The sequence below is a fragment of the Achromobacter sp. Marseille-Q4962 genome (assembly GCF_943737005.1).
Lineage (GTDB): Bacteria > Pseudomonadota > Gammaproteobacteria > Burkholderiales > Burkholderiaceae_B > Achromobacter.
Map to the genome: position 1 here is coordinate 40330 of NZ_CALSFU010000001.1, position 17924 is coordinate 58253.

The 17924-nt window shown below is 68.7% G+C and carries 13 protein-coding genes and 1 pseudogene; 9 read left to right on the forward strand and 5 right to left on the reverse strand.

Translation table 11 applies throughout. From position 1 onward, the window contains the following. The first annotated feature begins 13 nt into the window (after positions 1–13). The 3 genes from NGJ44_RS00190 to dapA are packed head-to-tail and all read left to right on the forward strand — an operon-like array spanning position 14 to position 3820. Positions 14–1102 carry an ABC transporter ATP-binding protein gene (locus tag NGJ44_RS00190; protein WP_053246004.1) on the forward strand — a complete coding sequence of 363 codons (1089 nt, stop codon included), beginning with the start codon at positions 14–16 and terminating at the stop codon, positions 1100–1102. Positions 1103–1105: 3 nt separating this feature from the next. Continuing rightward, positions 1106–2881, forward strand: a complete 1776-nt coding sequence (locus NGJ44_RS00195) for an ABC transporter permease subunit (protein ID WP_251862756.1) — start codon at positions 1106–1108, stop codon at positions 2879–2881. Between the two features lie 33 nt (positions 2882–2914). Continuing rightward, positions 2915–3820: a 4-hydroxy-tetrahydrodipicolinate synthase gene (gene dapA, locus NGJ44_RS00200; protein ID WP_053246002.1), complete on the forward strand. Its 906-nt coding sequence runs from the start codon at positions 2915–2917 to the stop codon at positions 3818–3820. Between the two features lie 31 nt (positions 3821–3851). On the opposite strand, the gene NGJ44_RS00205 is transcribed toward dapA, so the two are convergent. The 4 genes from NGJ44_RS00205 to NGJ44_RS00220 form a co-directional block, all read right to left on the reverse strand. Further along, on the reverse strand, positions 3852–4679 hold the full coding sequence (locus tag NGJ44_RS00205; RefSeq protein WP_251862757.1) for an IclR family transcriptional regulator: 828 nt from the start codon (positions 4677–4679) through the stop codon (positions 3852–3854). Positions 4680–4817: 138 nt separating this feature from the next. Continuing rightward, entirely contained in the window at positions 4818–5591 is a 774-nt protein-coding gene (locus NGJ44_RS00210; RefSeq protein ID WP_251862913.1) for a phytanoyl-CoA dioxygenase family protein, read from the reverse strand. Between the two features lie 153 nt (positions 5592–5744). Further along, on the reverse strand, positions 5745–6848 hold the full coding sequence (locus NGJ44_RS00215) for an AI-2E family transporter (protein WP_251862758.1): 1104 nt from the start codon (positions 6846–6848) through the stop codon (positions 5745–5747). Positions 6849–7085: 237 nt separating this feature from the next. Next, entirely contained in the window at positions 7086–8144 is a 1059-nt protein-coding gene (locus NGJ44_RS00220; protein WP_053244681.1) for a LysR family transcriptional regulator, read from the reverse strand. Positions 8145–8506: 362 nt separating this feature from the next. On the opposite strand from NGJ44_RS00220, the gene NGJ44_RS00225 reads away from it, so the two are divergent. The 6 genes and pseudogenes from NGJ44_RS00225 (at position 8507) to NGJ44_RS00250 (ending at position 17148) form a co-directional block, all read left to right on the forward strand. After that, on the forward strand, positions 8507–9700 hold the full coding sequence (locus NGJ44_RS00225; protein WP_082308303.1) for an efflux RND transporter periplasmic adaptor subunit: 1194 nt from the start codon (positions 8507–8509) through the stop codon (positions 9698–9700). 22 nt (positions 9701–9722) lie between these two features. Next, the gene (locus tag NGJ44_RS00230) at positions 9723–12935 is read left to right on the forward strand and encodes an efflux RND transporter permease subunit (RefSeq protein ID WP_053244680.1); all 3213 of its coding nucleotides are present in this window, start codon (positions 9723–9725) and stop codon (positions 12933–12935) included. A 28-nt stretch (positions 12936–12963) separates the two neighbouring features. Further along, on the forward strand, positions 12964–14445 hold the full coding sequence (locus NGJ44_RS00235) for an efflux transporter outer membrane subunit (RefSeq protein WP_251862759.1): 1482 nt from the start codon (positions 12964–12966) through the stop codon (positions 14443–14445). Between the two features lie 138 nt (positions 14446–14583). After that, on the forward strand, positions 14584–15111 hold the full coding sequence (gene thpR, locus NGJ44_RS00240) for an RNA 2',3'-cyclic phosphodiesterase (RefSeq protein ID WP_082308302.1): 528 nt from the start codon (positions 14584–14586) through the stop codon (positions 15109–15111). A gap of 46 nt (positions 15112–15157) precedes the next feature. After that, positions 15158–15718, forward strand: a complete 561-nt coding sequence (locus NGJ44_RS00245; protein ID WP_053244678.1) for a 5' nucleotidase, NT5C type — start codon at positions 15158–15160, stop codon at positions 15716–15718. A gap of 92 nt (positions 15719–15810) precedes the next feature. Further along, positions 15811–17148, forward strand: a pseudogene (locus tag NGJ44_RS00250) (NAD(P)H-dependent oxidoreductase). A gap of 23 nt (positions 17149–17171) precedes the next feature. Here NGJ44_RS00250 and NGJ44_RS00255 read toward each other — a convergent pair. Continuing rightward, on the reverse strand, positions 17172–17918 hold the full coding sequence (locus NGJ44_RS00255; RefSeq protein WP_053244676.1) for a FadR/GntR family transcriptional regulator: 747 nt from the start codon (positions 17916–17918) through the stop codon (positions 17172–17174). Positions 17919–17924 lie beyond the last annotated feature (6 nt).

Consider the following 17924-nt stretch of genomic DNA (forward strand, 5'->3'; position numbering starts at 1 on the left):
CCGACTGAACGCCATGTCTTCCTCCAATCTGCAAATCTCGGGCCTGGGCAAACGCTATGGAGACTTCGTCGCCCTGGCGCCCACGCACCTGGACGTCGCTCGCGGCGAATTCCTGACCCTGCTGGGCCCTTCCGGCTCTGGCAAGACCACCCTGCTCAGCCTGATCGCCGGCCTGGCCCGGCCCGACGAGGGCCGCGTGCTGATCGACGGCGCCGACGTGACCTACGGCGCGCCGTACGAGCGCGACATCGGCATGGTGTTCCAGAACTACGCATTGTTCCCGCACATGACCATCGAGGAAAACATCGCGTTTCCGCTGAAGATGCGCAAAGTGCCGGCGGCCGAGGCGCGGCGCCGCGCGATGGACGCGCTGGAGATGGTGCGCCTGCCGCACGTGGCGGCGCGCCTGCCGCGCGAGCTTTCCGGCGGCCAGCAGCAGCGCATCGCGCTGGCCCGCTGCATGGTCTACCGCCCCGCCATCATCCTCATGGACGAACCGCTGGGCGCGCTGGACAAGAAACTGCGCGACCAGATGCAGCTGGAAATCAAGCGCATCCACCGCGAGCTCGGCACGACCATCGTCTACGTGACGCACGACCAGGAAGAGGCCATGACCATGTCCGACCGCATCTGCCTCATGAACGGCGGCGCGATCGAGCAGCTGGGCACTCCGGCCGACCTGTATTTCCGTCCGCGCACCCTGTTCGTGGCCGACTTCCTCGGCGAATCGAATCTGCTGCGGGGCGAAGTCGCCTCGGTGGACGGCGACATGCTGTCGGTCAGGCTGGAACGCCACGGCATAACCGGACCGGCGCTGTCCAACGGCGCGCCCATCAAGGCGGGGCAGAAAGTCACCCTGATGCTGCGTCCGCAGAACCTGCGCGTGCGCGAGGCCGGCGACGGCGGCCCGCTGCTGACAGGCAAGCTGCTGGACGTCATGGTCACCGGCAGCCTGACCAAGCTCTATCTGGACACGGGCGCGGCGGATGCCGCCCCCATCGTGGTGGCCTACCCCACCCGGCGCCATGCCGATCACTACGCCATCGGCCAGTCCCTGTCGGTCGGCTGGCAGGCCGCCGATGCCGTCGCCATCCCGGAGTAAGCCATGACCTCCTCCGCCTCTTCCCGCAAGCGCGCCGGCCAGGGGCGCCGCCATTTCCTGATGGCCGCTCCCCTGGCGGCGCTGCTGCTGGCGCTGCTCATCTATCCGGTGGGACAACTGCTGCTCCTGAGTTTCCACGGCGACCAGGGTTTCTCGCTGGCGCAATACCACCGGCTGTTCCAGTCGACGGTCTACGTGAACGTGCTGCTCATCACGCTGAAGATCTCGCTGTGGACGACGTTCTTTTCCGTAGTCGCCGGCTATCCGGTGGCCTACCTGATCTCCGGCCTGTCGGCCCGGCGCAAGACCTCGCTGCTGTTCTGGGTGCTGCTGTCGTTCTGGACCAGCTTCCTGGTGCGCACCTTCGCCTGGGTGGTGCTGCTGGGCCGCAACGGCGTGGTGAACCAACTGCTGCAGGCGCTGGGCATCCTGGATGCGCCGGCCAACCTGCTCTACAACTTCGGCAGCGTGCTGGTGGGCATGGTGCATGCGCTGATGCCGCTGGCCGTGCTGACCATGCTGTCGGTCATGGAAAACATCGACCGCAACCTGCCGCGCGCCGCCGCCACCCTCGGCGCGCGCCCCGGCACGGCGTTCTGGAAGATCTATTTCCCCCTGTCGATGCCCGGCGTGGCCGCGGCCGCCATCATGGTGTTCGTGACCGCCATCGGCTTTTTCATCACGCCCGCGCTGCTGGGCGGGCGCAAGGAGACGATGATCACGCAAATCATCATCGACCAGGTCCAGCAGACCATGAACTGGGAGTTCGCCGGCACGGTGTCCGTCCTGCTGCTGGTGGTGGTGCTGGCGGTGTTCGCCATCTACGACAAAGTGCTGGGGCTCTCCACGATGACCGGCGCCGCCTCGGCCCGGGTCCGCGCATCGGGCGGGGCCAGCCTGAGCCGCCGGGCCGGCGATGCCGTGCTGACGCTGCTGGCCGGCGTCTCGGACCGCCTGTTCGACCTGCTGCCCCGGCGGCTGCGGCGCTCGGTGTCGGGCACGGGGCAGTCACGCACGCTGTGGTGGATCGTGCTGCTGGTGCTGGCCTTCCTGGCCGCCCCCGCCTTCCTGATGATCCCGCTGTCGTTCGATTCCGGATCGGGCCTGACCTGGCCGCCCAAGGGCTTCTCGCTGCAATGGTATGAGCAGATGTTCACCTCCGCCGTGTGGATGCAGGCGATTACCCGTTCGCTTATCGTCGGCGTGGGCACGGGCCTGCTGGCCATGCTGATCGGCACGCCCGCCGCCTTCCTGCTGGTGCGCGCCGACCTGCGCGGCAAGTCGGCCATGCTGGCCTTCGTGCTCTCGCCCATCGTGGTGCCGCGCATGATCATCGCCGTGGGCATGTTCTATTTCTTTGCGCGGGTCGGCCTGGTGGGTTCGAGCATCGGCCTGATCCTGGCGCATACGGTAGTGGCCGTGCCCTATGTGGTGATCACCATGATGGCGGTGCTGCGCAACTACGACACGCGCCTGGACCTCGCGGCGCAGAGCCTGGGCGCGGGCCCGTGGGCCACGCTGCGGTTCGTCACGTTTCCCATCCTGGCAGCGGGGCTGATGTCGTCGTTCCTCTTCGCATTCGCCACCTCGTTCGACGAGCTGACCATCGCGCTGTTCGCAACCGGCGGCCTGAACGCCACCCTGCCCAAGCAGTTCTGGGACGAGGTGACCTTGCAGATTTCCCCGGTGATCGCGGCCGTCTCCACTTGCCTTTTCCTCTTTATCGCCACGCTGATCTGGCTGGCCGACCGGCTGCGGCGCCGCAGCCTGGCCGGCTGATCCGCGCCCGTCTCATCTCTCAGGACACGATTCATGCTGAACGCAACCCGACTGCGCGGAATCTTCCCCGCCATCCCCACTCCCGTCAACGCCGACGACACGATCAACGTCCCGGCCGCCCGGGCCCTGGTCGCCTACCTGCTCAAGCAAGGCATCGACGGCATCGTCCCGCTGGGCGGCACCGGCGAATACGGGGCCCTGGCGCGCGACGAACGCGTGCGCATGTGCAAGCTCACGGTCGACGCCGTGCAAGGCCGCGTGCCGGTCGTCCCCGGCGTGCTGGACCCCGGCTTCCACGATGCCCTGCAGGCCGGCCAGGCATTCGCCGACGCCGGCGCCGACGCCTTGATGGTGCTGACGCCCTACTACACCACGCCCACGCAGGCCGGCATCCGCGATTACTTCCTGCGCTACGCGGACGCCTCGCCGCTGCCCGTGATGATCTATGAGATCCCCTACCGCACCCGCATCGCCATCGCGCCGGAGGTCCTGCACGAACTCTCGCGCCATGAGAACATCATCGGCATGAAGGCCTGCAACACGGACATGTACCATTTCCTGCGCACCGTGGCCGGCGTGGACGAGTCCTTCGCGGTGCTCAGCGGCGAAGACACGCTGTTGCCCGTCCATCTCGCCGCCGGCGCGCGAGGCGGCGTCGTGGTCACCGCCAGCCTGCTGCCCACGGCCTGGCGCAAGGTCTACGAGCTGGGGGCCCAGGAACGCACGCGCGAGTCCATGGCGCTGCACCGCCGGCTGATCCCGTTGATGAATCTGGCTTTCGCCGAGACGAACCCGGGGCCGATGAAATCGGTGATGGACTTGATCGGGGTGGATGCGCCGGAAGTGCTCGATCCCCTCGTGGCGCCGGCGGATGGACTGCGGGCGGCGCTGCGGGCGGAATTGATCCCCTTGCTCAAGGAGTTCGAAGGGATTGCCTGAGCGCGGCGCCGGCGCGGGGCCCGGCGGCCTCCTATCTCGAATACCCTGAAAACTTGGACTTGGAAATCGAGGTGGCCGCCACCTGCACATGCGGCGCCAGTTCCGCCTCGACCCGCGCCACCGTCCAGCGCGTCGTGGGCACGGAGATATTGATCGCGGCCGCCGCCAGCCCGCGATGATCGATGACCGGCGCCGCCACCGAGATGTCTCCCAGCACCGTCTCGTTCGCGATGATCGCGTAGCCTTTCTCCGCCACGCGCCGCACGCGCGCCAGCAGCTTCTCCGGATCGGTTTCGGTATGGGGCGTAATGGGCTTCAGCCGCGTCCGCGCCAGGATTTCGCGCCGCTGTTCGTCCGACAAGCGCGACAGAATCGCGGTGCCCGAGGCCGTGAAGTAGGCGGGCAGCCTGCTGCCCACCGCGATATCCACATTGACCAGGTGATGGCCGGGAAACCGCGCCACGAACACGATCTCGTGGCCATCGAGCTCCTGCAGGTTGGTCGTCTCGCCCAACGTGCGGCTGATGTCCAGCAGATACGGCGAAGCCTTGTCGATCAGTTCGTTGGCGCGCACGTAGTTGTACGAAAACTGCAGCACCTTCGGCGTCAGCCCGTAATTGCGGGTATCGGGGATGCGGCGCAGATAGCCCAGCGTTTCCAGCGTATAGACCAGGCGCTGTGTGGCGCTGCGGTCCAGGCCCGAGGCCCGGGCGATATCGGCCAGCGTCATGTGGCGCTTCGGCCCGTCGAACGCATGCAGCACCTGGAAGGCTTTTTCGGTCGAGCCCACGAAAAGCGAAGACCGGGACTCGGCCGTTGCCTGCGATTTTTCCGTGTCGTCTGGGAGTGGGTTGCGCACAGGGAAGAGCCTATTCGAGTTCTGGCAGCGGCGCGGAAAACCGCGCAGGGCCGATGCCAGGACCGGCTCAACCATGCGCAGTGCGCTGACTTTAATTGTAGTTCAATTATTAATAGCAGATTCCAATCGGCATGAGCGCTATGGCGCCGGCTCCAGCGGCACCCCCGGACGCGAGGCCGAGCGCGTGCCCGGCACCGGCCGGCACGACTGCGGATGGTAGGTGTGCACCAGCGACAGCTTCACCTGGCCGCTGGCGTTGCCCTGCGCGGCATGCAGCGTGCGGCAATGGAAGAACACCACGTCGCCCGCCTCCAGCTCGGGACAGACCGCGCGCGCGATCCAGGGCGCGTTCTCAGGCAGGTCGTCCAGAAAAAACTTCTGCTCGTCGAATTGCCGCGCCTCGAAAGCGGCGGCGTGCGAGCCGGGAATGAACGACAGCCCGCCGTTCTCGCGCCGCTCCGACCCCAGGGCCAGCCAGCAGGACACCAGGGAAGGTTCGGTGAACGACCAGTAGCGCACGTCCTGGTGCCAGCCGGTGAGGCTGCCGTAGGCCGGGTGCTTGGTCATGACACAGTTGTGGTGCACCGTGGAGAGCACCGGCGCTTCGCCGAAACAGGCCGCCAGCCACGCCCCGACGCGCGCATCGGTGGCCCAGCGCGCGAACAGCGGCCCCCGGCCGTAGGCGTCGAGCAGGCGGCGCGCGGTGTGGCCGCCTTCGGCCCGGCGCGAGGCCGGCGCGCCGGGATAGCGCACGTCGGCTTCGTATTCGATGGGTTCGATCCGCTCGCGCAGATGGCGCTCGGCCTGCGCGCGCAGGGCCTGCACTTCGTGGGGACGCGCGAAACCGCGCATCACCACGAAACCCTGCTCGCGCAGGGTGGCGATTGCTTCTTCTTGCCTGGACGGGGACATCATGACTACCTCGCAACCCGCGGCATCAAGCTGCAAGCGTCTGCGGGCGGGGCAGGCGCGCGCCGGGCGGACGCCGGCCTACGCGGGGATGCCTAGGTTAGCAAATCGTGCAACCGGCCAGGGCGACCGGCCAGGCCGGCCGGCCCCGGACCGCTACGGCGCGGGCGGCGGATCGGAGGCCGCAGCCAGCCGGACAGCGTCGCGCTCCTGCACTTCGTAGCGCACCCATTCGCGCCACACGGCCACCAGCAGGGCCATGAGCACCGGCCCCACGAAAAGTCCCACCAGGCCCATGGTCTTCACGCCGCCGACCAGGCCGAAGAAGGTGGGCAGGAACGGCAGCTTGACCGGGCCGCCCACCAGCCGCGGGCGCAGGGTCTTGTCCACGATGAAGAGCTCCACGCTGCCCCAGACCATGAGCGCGATGCCCGCGGCCACGTGGCCCGAGCCCACCAGATACAGGGAAACCAGGGTGAACGAGAGCGGCGCACCGCCGGGCACCAGCGCCATGATGCCGGTGACGACGCCCAGCAGCACGGGCGAAGGCACGCCGGCGATCCAGTAGGCCGTGCCCAGCACCACACCCTCGCCCAGCGCGATCAGGCCCATGCCGGTGACGGTGGAGTTGATGGTGGCCGGCACCACGCGCGAAAAGCGCATCCAGCGCTGCGGCAGGATGCGCTCGCCCAGCACGTCGAGCTGCGCGACCATGCGGTCGCCGTCTTTGTAGACGAAGAACAGCGTGATCAGCATGAAGAGCACGGTCAGCAGCAGCTGGAATACGTTGCCCGTGGCCGCCAGGACCATGCGATAGATATTGCCCAGGTGCTCGCCGCTCACGGCCTCCACCAGCGCGCCCAGCGCATGGGGCTCGCCGATGTAGGCGCGCCAGTATTCGGCCAGCTTCTCGCCCGCCACGGGCATGGAGGTGATCCAGGCCGGCACCTCCACTCCGTGACGGTTGGCGGCCAGCGCCCAGGCCACGAACGAGCTGGCTTCCTTGATGGCATAGGAAAGCGCCAGCGACAGCGGCACGATGAGCACGCCGATCACCACCACCAGGGCCAGGCTGGCCGCCAGGGCCGTGCGGCCTCCGCAGCGCGCCACCAGCCGCTGGTAAAGAGGCCAGCTCGCCAGCCCGATGATGAGCGCGGCCAGCGCCGGCACCAGGAACCCGCTCAGGAAATACACCCCCGCCAGCAGCACGAGCAGCAATAGCCAGCGGGCGATCAGGTAGGCGGGTAGTACAGGCTGCATATGGGAAGCGGGCGATGGAAGCTTTGAGCTTGACTGTCGGACTATACAGACGTTTGCGGCGGGCGTAGCGGCGGACACCCTGGCGCCGCTATAGGGTCGCGGCGCGGGCAGGGGCGCCGGCATTTGCGGCGAAATCGTCAATTAACCCGGATTTTCCAGAAGATAGCCGATTTTGGCGCAACAAAAAACAATAAGGGCCGCACTAGCGACCCTTAAACGTTGCTGAACGAAGGTGGATCAAAGCGCGTATTCGGCGGCTTCTTCGCGTGCGCTGCGCCGCCGCGCGGCCGGCGCCTCGGCGGGCGCCTGCCAGGCGGCGAGGGCGGCGGGCCTGCCCTGGGCGCGCTCGCGCACGACGCAGGCGGCCGCCGCGGGGTCGTTCTCGTCGCGGCCGCTCAAAAGCGGGCAGCCCGCGAACAGCTCCGCCACCCAGTCGGCGAACGCGCGCACCTTGGGCGACAGTTGGCGGCTCTGGGGGTAGAGCAGGGAAATGGGCACGGAACTGGGCTTCCACTGGGGCAGCACCTCGATGAGCTCGCCCGATTGCAGATGCGGCAGCGCCATGTAGCGCGGCGTCTGGATCAACCCGAATCCCTTGAGCCCGCAGTCCAGGTAGGCGCCGGCCTCGTTCACCGCCACCGCACCCTTCATTTCGACTTCCTGGTGCTTGCCGTCCACCCTGAAGTCCCAGGCGCAGTTGCGGCCGGTGCGGCTGGAGAAATAGTGCACCGCATGGTGGTTGCGCAGGTCTTCGATGGTCTTGGGCATGCCGTGGCGCGCCAGGTACGAGGGCGCGGCGCAGGTGACGGTCTGCAAGGTGCCGATGCGGCGCGCCACCAGGCTGGAGTCTTCGAGCTCGCCCGCGCGGATCACGCAGTCCACGGCTTCCTGCACCATGTCCACCGGACGGTCGCCCATGCCCAGCACCAGCTCCACGTCGGGGTATTTGTCGTGGAAATCGCACAAAGACGGAATGAGGATGAGCCGGCCGATACAGGTGGGCACGTCGATGCGCAGCCGGCCTTTCAGGCGCAGCGCGGCCTCCTGGAAGCAGGCTTCGGTTTCCTCGACGTCGGCGAGGATGCGCACGCAGTGCTGGTAGTAGCCGGCGCCGTCGGGCGTGAGGCCGATGCGGCGGGTGGTGCGGTTGAGCAGGCGCACGCCCAGCAGGCGTTCGAGGTTCTGGATGATGGTGGTGACGGTGGTGCGCGGCAGGGAGAGGCTGTCGGCCGCTCGCGTGAAGCTGTTGCAGTCCACGACGCGCACAAACACCTGCATAGCCTGGAAACGGTCCATGTCGGCGTCCTTGGGGAGTGTCGGGGTTGAGACGGTTGACGCAGCATACCGCGAATTCTCCGTTTATTAGTCGACTGCGACGAATAGTGTTGCCGAGCAGCACAGGTTTATCCGCCCGGCCAAAACACTCAAAATTCGTTCCATCTTGAAGTGCCCTCGCCTCCCGGCCGCGTCGGAGGGCATGCCTTTTCCACGACATCCGTCCCCGCGCGCTGCGTCCCGTTCCCGGCCAGCGTTGCATCGCTCCCTCGACTCCGGATATTGCTGCAATGCAACATTCTCCGGACCGCCGGCCTGGCGCGGAATGTCCCGGCATGCCCCCGCCGCCCGGCGCTTCGTCCTCTTGTTGGAAGGAAAACATCATGGTTACGCGTCATCGCATTGCTGTCATCGCCGCCCTCGCGCTCCTGGTCGCCGCGGGCGGAGGCTATACGCTGCTGCGCGCGCCCGCCGGGGCCAGCGCCGCCGCGGCCGCGCAGGCGCCCGCCGCCCCCCAGGTGGAAGTGGCCGAAGTCGTCAACAAGACCATCGTGGACTGGCAGCGTTATTCCGGCCGGCTCGAAGCCATAGACCGGGTGGAAATCCGCCCCCTGGTTTCCGGCACGCTGACCCAGGTGCACTTCAAGGACGGCAGCATCGTCAAGAAGGGCGACCTGCTCTTCACCATCGACCCGCGCCCCTACGCCGCCGAAGTGGACCGCGCCGCCGCGGCCCTGGCCGCCGCCCAGGCCCGGGTCACCTACACGCGCTCGGAACTGGCGCGCGGCAAGCGGCTGCTGACCGACAACGCCATCGCCCGGCGCGATTTCGAGGAAAAGCAGAACGCCGCCCGCGAAGCGGAAGCCAACCTGCAGGGCGCCCGGGCCGCGCTGGACTACGCGCGCCTGAACCTGGGCTATACCCGCATCGAAGCGCCGGTCGACGGCCGCGTCTCGCGCGCCGAAGTCACGGTGGGCAACGTGGTGGCCGCCGGCGCCAGTTCGGTGCCGCTCACCACGCTGGTGTCGGTGTCGCGCATGTACGCCTCCTTCGACGTGGACGAGCAGAGCTTCCTCAGGTATGTGAACGCGGCCCGCGCCCGCGGCGCCGAAGTGCCGGTGGAGCTGGGCCTGGCCGATGAGGACGGCTATTCCCGCACGGGCTACGTACAGTCGGTGGACAACCGTCTCGACACGTCTTCCGGCACCATCCGCGTGCGCGCCGTGTTCGACAACGCCGACGGACGGCTCGTGCCCGGCCTGTACGCGCGCATCCGCCTGGGCGGCAGCGAGCCGCGTCCGGCGCTGCTGGTGGACGAACGCGCCATCGGCACCGACCAGGACAAGCGCTACGTGCTGGTGCTGGACGCGGAGAACCGCGCCGTCTACCGCCAGGTGAAGCTGGGCGCCAACCAGGACGGCCTGCGCGTGGTGGACAGCGGCCTGCAGCCGGGCGAGCGCATCGTCGTCAACGGCCTGCAGCGCATCCGCCCCGGCGACGCCGTCACGCCCAAGCTCGTGCCCATGCTGGCCTCCGAACGCCAGTCCGTGAAGACCGCGCAGGCGTCGCTGAACTGAGCGCCGCCGTCCGAGGATTCCCATGAACATCTCGAAATTCTTTATCGACCGGCCCATCTTCGCGGGCGTGCTGTCGGTGCTGGTGCTGCTGGCGGGCCTGCTGGCCATGTTCCAGCTACCCATCTCCGAATACCCGGAAGTGGTGCCGCCCTCGGTGGTGGTGCGCGCGCAGTACCCGGGCGCCAATCCCAAGGTCATCGCCGAAACCGTGGCCTCGCCGCTGGAAGAGTCCATCAACGGCGTGGAAGACATGCTGTACATGCAGTCGCAGGCCAATAGCGACGGCAATCTCACGCTGACGATCAACTTCAAGCTCGGCGTGGATCCGGACAAGGCCCAGCAACTGGTGCAGAACCGCGTGTCGCAGGCGCTGCCGCGCCTGCCGCCCGACGTGCAGCGCCTGGGCGTGACCACCGCCAAGAGCTCGCCCACCCTGACGCTGGTGGTGCACCTGATCTCGCCCAACGACCGCTACGACATCACCTATCTGCGCAACTACGCCATTCTCAACGTGAAAGACCGCCTGGCCCGCATCAGCGGCGTGGGCGAAGTCACGGTGTGGGGCTCGGGCAACTACTCCATGCGCATCTGGCTGGATCCGCAGAAAGTGGCCCAGCGCGGCATGACGGCCAGCGAAGTGGTCAACGCCATCCGCGAGCAGAACGTGCAGGTCGCCGCCGGCGTGATCGGCGCCTCGCCCACCGCGGGCGACGTGCCGCTGCAGCTCAACGTGAACACGCGCGGCCGCCTGCAGACCGAGGACGAGTTCCGCGACATCATCCTCAAGACCTCGCCCGACGGCGCCGTGACTCGGCTGTCCGACGTGGCGCGCGTGGAGCTGGACGCCCAGGAGTACGGCCTGCGTTCGCTGCTGGACAACAAGCAGGCGGTGGGCATGGGCATCATGCAGTCGCCGGGCGCCAATGCGCTGGACGTGTCCACCAAGGTGCGCGCCGCGATGGCGGAACTGGCCCAGGATTTCCCGCCGGGCGTGGAATACCGCATCGAGTACGACCCCACCCAGTTCGTGAGCGCCAGCATCGAGGCCGTGGTGCACACGCTGCTCGAAGCGATTGCGCTGGTGGTGCTGGTGGTGATCCTCTTCCTGCAGACCTGGCGCGCGTCCATCATTCCGCTGCTGGCGGTGCCGGTGTCCATCGTGGGCACGTTCGCCCTGCTGCTGGTGTTCGGCTACTCCATCAACGCGCTGTCGCTGTTCGGCATGGTGCTGGCCATCGGCATCGTGGTGGACGACGCCATCGTGGTGGTGGAAAACGTGGAGCGCAACATCGCGGCCGGGCTGACGCCGCGCGAGGCCACCTACCGCGCCATGCGGGAAGTGAGCGGCCCCATCATCGCGATCGCGCTCACGCTGTGCGCGGTGTTCGTGCCGCTGGCGTTCATGACGGGCCTGACCGGCCAGTTCTACAAGCAGTTCGCCATGACCATCGCCATCTCCACGGTGATCTCCGCCTTCAACTCGCTCACGCTTTCGCCCGCGCTGTCGGCCCTGCTGCTCAAGGGCCACCATGACGAGCCCGACTGGCTGACCCGCGCCATGAACCGGGTGTTCGGCCGCTTTTTCGGCTGGTTCAACCGTTCGTTCGGCCGCGCCTCGGAATCGTATGGCGTGGGCGTGTCCGGGGTGATCCGCCGCAAGGCCGGCGCCATGGCGGTTTACGCCGTGCTGGTGGCGGCCACCATCGGCGTGTCGTACCTGGTGCCCGGCGGTTTCGTGCCCGCGCAGGACAAGCAGTACCTGATCGGCTTCACGCAGCTGCCCAACGGCGCCTCGCTGGACCGCACCGACGCCGTCATCCGGCGCATGAGCGACATCGCCCTCCAGGAACCCGGCGTGCAGAGCGCCATCGCCTTCCCGGGCCTGTCCATCAACGGTTTCACCAACAGCTCCAGCGCCGGCATCGTGTTCGTGATGCTCAAGCCCTTCGGCGAGCGCAAGAGCGCCGAGCTGTCGGGCGACGCCATCGCGGCCTCGCTGAACCGCAAGTTCGCCGCCATCCAGGATTCGTTCATCGCGGTCTTCCCGCCCCCGCCCGTCATGGGCCTGGGCACGCTGGGCGGCTTCAAGTTCCAGATCGAGGACCGCAGCGCGGCCGGCTACGCCGCGCTGGACCAGGCCAAGGCCGCCTTCCTGGCCAAGGCGCGCGAAACGCCCGAACTGGGGCCTGCCTTCTCCAGCTACGAGATCAACGTGCCGCAACTGGACGTGGACCTCGACCGCGTGAAGGCCAAGCAACTGGGCGTGCCCGTGACCGAAGTGTTCGACACCATGCAGATCTACCTCGGGTCCATGTACGTGAACGACTTCAACCGCTTCGGCCGCGTGTTCCAGGTGCGGGCCCAGGCCGACGCGCCATTCCGGGCGCATGCCGACGACATCCTGCAGCTCAAGACGCGCAACGCCGACGGCGAGATGGTGCCGCTGTCGTCGCTCGTGACCGTGAAGCAGACCTTCGGCCCCGAAATGGTGGTGCGCTACAACGGCTACACCGCCGCGGACATCAACGGCGGCCCCGCGCCGGGCTATTCGTCGAACCAGGCCCAGGCCGCGGCCGAACGCGTGGCGGCCGAAACGCTGCCGCGCGGCATGAAGCTCGAATGGACCGACCTGACCTACCAGCAGATCCTGGCGGGCAATGCCGGGCTGTGGGTGTTTCCCATCAGCGTGCTGCTGGTGTTCCTGGTGCTGGCCGCGCTGTATGAAAGCCTGACGCTGCCGCTGGCGGTCATCCTGATCGTGCCCATGAGCATCCTGGCGGCGCTGACGGGCGTCTACCTCACCGGCAACGACAACAACATCTTCACGCAGATCGGCCTGATGGTGCTGGTGGGGCTGTCGGCGAAGAACGCGATTCTCATCGTGGAATTCGCGCGCGAGCTCGAAATGAACGGCCGCGGCCCGCTGGAGGCCGCCATCGAGGCCAGCCGCCTGCGGCTGCGCCCCATCCTGATGACCTCCATCGCCTTCATCATGGGCGTGGTGCCGCTGGTGCTGTCCTCGGGCGCGGGCTCGGAAATGCGCCATGCCATGGGGGTGGCTGTGTTCTTCGGCATGCTGGGGGTGACGCTGTTCGGGCTGTTCCTGACGCCGGTGTTCTACGTGCTGCTGCGCTCGATGGGCGCCCGCCGGCTGCACTCGGCCGCGCCCCACGAAGCCCCGGTATGCGTGCCCCACCTCGACGCCGGCGCGCCCCCGGCCGCGCACCGCGGATAAGCCGCCGCAAACCGAATACGAGAATGCCATGAAGAAAACGCAACTGATACGCAGGCTGGCCCTGCTGCCTCTGGTGCTGGCGCTGGCCGCCTGCGCCGTGGGCCCGGAGTACGAACGCCCCGCCAGCGCCACGCCGGCCGCCTACAAGGAAGCCGCCCTGCCGCCCGCCGAGGCGGGCTCCTGGAAAACCGCGCAGCCTTCGGAAGCGGCGCTGCGCGGCGCCTGGTGGAAGATCTTCAACGACGAGACGCTGAACCGCCTCGAAGACGAAGCGCAGCAAGCCAACCAGGACCTGAAGGCCGCGGCCGCCCGCCTGGCCCAGGCCCGCGCCCTGCAGCGTGAAGCGCGTTCGGGCTTCTTCCCCAGCGTGGACGCGGGCTTCGGCCCCACGCGCCAGCGGCCTTCGGCCGTGTCGCAGGGGCTGCCCGACGGCACGCCGACGCAGCCGGTGACCACCTGGCGCGCCCAGGGCACGGTGTCGTACGAGGCGGACCTGTTCGGCCGCGTGGCCTCCACCGCCGAGGCGGCGACGGCCGACGCCCAGCAGAGCGAGGCGCTGTACCGGTCGGTGCTGCTCGCGCTGCAGGCCGACGTGGCCACCATGTATTTCCTGGCGCGCGAGCAGGACGCCGAGTCGCGCCTTTACCGGCAGACGGTGCAGCTGCGCACGGAGACGCTGCAGCTCATCCAGCGCCGCTACGACGCGGGCGACATCAGCGAACTGGACCTGGCCCGCGCGCGCGCCGAGCTGGCCTCGGCGCAATCCGAGGCGCTGGGCATCGAACGCCGCCGCGCCGCCTCGGAGCATGCGCTGGCGGTGCTGCTGGGACGCGCGCCATCGGATTTCAGCCTGCCGCCGCAGCCGCTGGAAACCGTGGCCGTGAGCGTGCCCGCCGGCCTGCCCTCGGCCCTGCTGGAGCGCCGGCCCGACATTGCCGCCGCCGAACGCGCCATGGCCGCGGCCAATGCGCGCGTGGGCGTGGCGAAGTCGGCGTTCTTCCCCCGCCTGGACATTACCGGCGCGTTCGGCTTCGAGTCGTCCGAGCTGGGCAATCTGTTCGAATGGTCCAGCCGCAGTTTCCTGCTCGGGCCGCTGGTGGGCACGGCGCTCTCGCTGCCCCTGTTCGACGGCGGCCGCCGCCAGGCCGGCCTGGACCGCGCCCGCGCGGTGTACGAGGAAGACGTGGCGCGCTACCGCCAGACCGTGCTCAACGCCTTCCGCGAGGTGGAAGACAATCTGGCCAACCTGCGCATCCTGGCCGACCAGACGCGCGCCCAGGACGACGCGGTGCAGGCGGCGGCGCGCGCGGCGCGGCTGTCGCACACGCAGTACCGCGAGGGTTCGATCAGCTACCTCGACGTGATCGAGGCCGACCGCAGCGTGCTGCTGCAGCAGCGCGTGGCGGTGCAGCTCTCCGGCGAACGCGCCCGCTCCACCGTGGACCTGGTCCGCGCGCTGGGCGGCGGCTGGGAAAACCCGGTGCCGGCGGAACAGGTGGCGGCAAGATAGGCGGAGCAGGCTGGTTCTGCGCTCGCCGGCCAAGGCGCTCGCAGGCCGCGCGGGCGGCTTCGACCGGCATGCGCACTGGCGCAATGCGCCGCCCGGCCGCTGCGCGCTTGCGGAAATCCCGCAATACAATCCTGCTCCATGTCCACCATGCGCCTTTTCTACGCCCTCTGGCCCGCGGCCCCGCTCGCCGGGAAACTGGCCGAGTGGGCCAGGCAGGCCGCTCCCGCCATGGGCGGGCGGGTCATGCGCACCGAAACCCTGCACCTGACCCTGGCGTTCCTGGGCGATATCGACGCCGCCACGGCGGAGGAACTGATCGACGCCACGCCCGCCCTGCGGGTGCAGCCCGGCGCGCTCACGCTGGACCGCTACGGCGTTTTCGCGCGCCAGCGCATCCTCTGGGCCGGGCCCGCGCAGACGCCCGAAGCCCTGCAGGCGCTCTACGACGGCCTGTGGCTGTGGCTGTCGGGCTATGGCCTGCAGCCGCCCACCCAGCCCTTCCGCCCCCACGTCACGCTGGCGCGCCACATCGAGACCAAGACCCCGCCCGAAGCCGTGCCCGAACCGCTGACGTGGCGCTATGACCGCCTGGTGCTGGCGGCCTCCGAATCGCTCACCGGCGGCAGCCGCTACCGCGTTGTGGCGCAGACCGCGCCGCGCGCCTGACGCGCCGCTCTGGCAAAATCCCCAGGTCGCCACTCCCCGGATCTCCATGATCATCCTGCTCGACCAAGACGGCGTGCTCGCCGATTTCGAACACGCTTTCATCGACGCCTGGAAGGCGCGCTACCCCCACATCGCGCCCATCGCCTACGAAGACCGCAAGTCGTTCTACATCCGCGAAGACTACGGCCCCGAACTGCGCGGCATGGCCGAGGCCATTTACACGGCCCCGGGCTTCATCCGCGACCTGCCGCCGGTGCCGGGCGCGCTGGAGGCGGTGCGGGAGCTGCTGGCGCTGGGCCTGGACGTGCGCATTTGTTCCTCGCCGCTGTCCCAGTTCGAGAACTGCGTGGCGGAGAAGTATCTCTGGGTGGAAAAGCACCTGGGACGCGAGGCCACCAGCCGCCTCATCCTCACCAAGGACAAGACCCTGGTGCGCGGCGACCTGCTCATCGACGACAAGCCGCGCATCGAGGGCGCGGTGGCGCCGCGGTGGAAGCACATTCTCTACGACGCCCCCTACAACCGGCACGTGACGGACGCGCCCCGCCTCACCTGGGCCAACTGGCGCAACGTGCTGGCGGGCGAACTGTATACGGCGGACGAGTGACGCCCATCCCGGCGTCACGATTTGGGACTATTCTTTGCTGACGGCGGGCGGCGGGTACGCCGCCCCGGCGTTCCCCTGGAGGAGTCCGCGCCATGAATCTGTACCGCCTGCTCAAGCAGCGTGAATCCGACAACAAACCCCTGCGCGTCGCCCTGCTGGGCGCCGGACGCATCGGGTCCATGTTCATGAGCCAGGTGCCCCGCACCCCCGGCATCCGGCTGGTGGGGGTGGCGGACCTGGCGCCGGACCGGGCGCGCGCGGCGCTGACCCGGGTGGGCTGGCCGGCTTCGGCGCTCAACGCCGCCAGCACCGGCGAGGCGCTCAAGGCGGGCAAGGTGTTCTTCACGGACGACGCCGAGGCGCTCATCGCCAGCCCGGAAGTGGATATCGTGATCGACGCCACGGGGCAGGCGGCCGCCGGCATCGGCCACGCGCTGGCCTGCTGCGAGCACGGCAAGCACATCGTCATGGTCAACGTCGAGGCCGACGCCCTGGCCGGCCCGCTGCTGGCGCGCCGGGCGCGCGAGGCCGGCATCGTGTATTCCCTGGCCTACGGCGACCAGCCCGCCCTCATCTGCGAAATGGTGGACTGGGCCCGGGCCAGCGGTTTCGAGGTGATGGCGGCCGGCAAGGGCACCAAGTACCTGCCCGAATTCCACACCTCCACCCCCGACACGGTCTGGCCCTATTACGGCTTCACCCCCGAGATGGTGGCGGCGGGCGACTTCAATGCGCAAGTGTTCAACAGCTTCCTGGACGGCACCAAGAGCGCCATCGAGATGGCCTCGGTGTCCAACGCCACCGGACTGCTGCCCTCCCCCTCGGGCTTGCGCTTTCCGCCCTGCGGCGTGGACGACCTGGCGCGCGTGCTGCGCCCCCGCGAAGACGGCGGCATCCTGCACCATCGCGGGCAGGTGGAGGTGATTTCCTCGCTGGAGCGCGACGGCCGGCCGGTGTTCCGCGACCTGCGCTGGGGCGTGTACGTGACGCTGGCGGCCGATAGCGACTACGTGCGGCGCTGTTTCCGCGAATACGGCGTGGCCACCGACCCCAGCGGCAACTACACCGCCATGTACAGGCCCTACCACCTGCTGGGCCTGGAACTGGGCGTAAGCGTGGCCAGCGTGGGCATCCGCCGCGAGCCCACGGGCGCCGCCGCGGGCTGGCACGGCGACGTGGTGGCCACGGCCAAGCGCGACCTGGAGGCCGGCCACATGCTGGACGGCTAAGGCGGCTATACGGTGTACGGCCGCCTGATGCCGGCGCGCGACTCGGTGCGCGACGGCTACCTGCCGATCGGCCTGGCGCACGGCGTGCGGCTCAAGCAGGCGGTGCGCCAGTCGCAGCCCATACGCTGGAGCGACGTGGAATACGACGAGAACAGCGACGCCGTGCAGTTCCGCCGCGAAATGGAGCAAACCTTCGGGTGAGCGGGCAGGCTTTCGGCTGAGTCCTACACCGGCGGGGGCCGCTCGGCCTGGAACAGCCGCAGGCGGTCGGCCGCGTTGCGCAGATGCGTCTCGGCCGCGCGGCCCGCGGCGTCGGGGTCGCCGCTCTCGATGGCCGAGAAAATGGCCTGGTGCTCGTTCTGCACGGCCGCCATGCGCTCGGCGAACATGCGCGCCGTGTTGTGGCGCGCGCTGCGGATGACCCGCCGCACGTTGGCTTCCAGATAGTCGTTCAGCGCCACCAGGTGGGGGTTGTGGGTGGCCTGCACGATGGCCTGGTGGAATTGGTAGTCTTCCTCGTCGCCCAGCCGGTCGTGGAGCAGCGCGTATTCCATGCCCACCAGGGCCTGGCGGATCTTCTTCAGGTCGGCCTCGGTGCGGCGCTGCGCCGCGTAGCGCGCGGCGGTCACCTCGATGGACAGCATCAGCTCCAGGATGTGCTCCAGCTCCTGGGTGTCGCCGGGCGCGGGCGCGGCGATGCGGAAGGCGTTTTTCTGGAAGTTGGGGTCCACGAATACGCCGCTGCCCTGCTGGGAAGTGACCAGCCCCTCCGACTTCAGGCGCGCGAGGGCCTCGCGCACCACGGCGCGGCTGACGTTGTGCGCCTCGGTGAGCTGCTTCTCGGTGGGCAGGCGGTCGCCCGGGGCGAGCACGCCCTGGCGGATCTGGTCCGCCAGCGTCTCGGCCAGCCCGGCGGAGAGCGAGCTCCGGGGCGCGGGTCGGGTCGGTTCCTGGTCTTGGCTGGGCTGCATGATGCA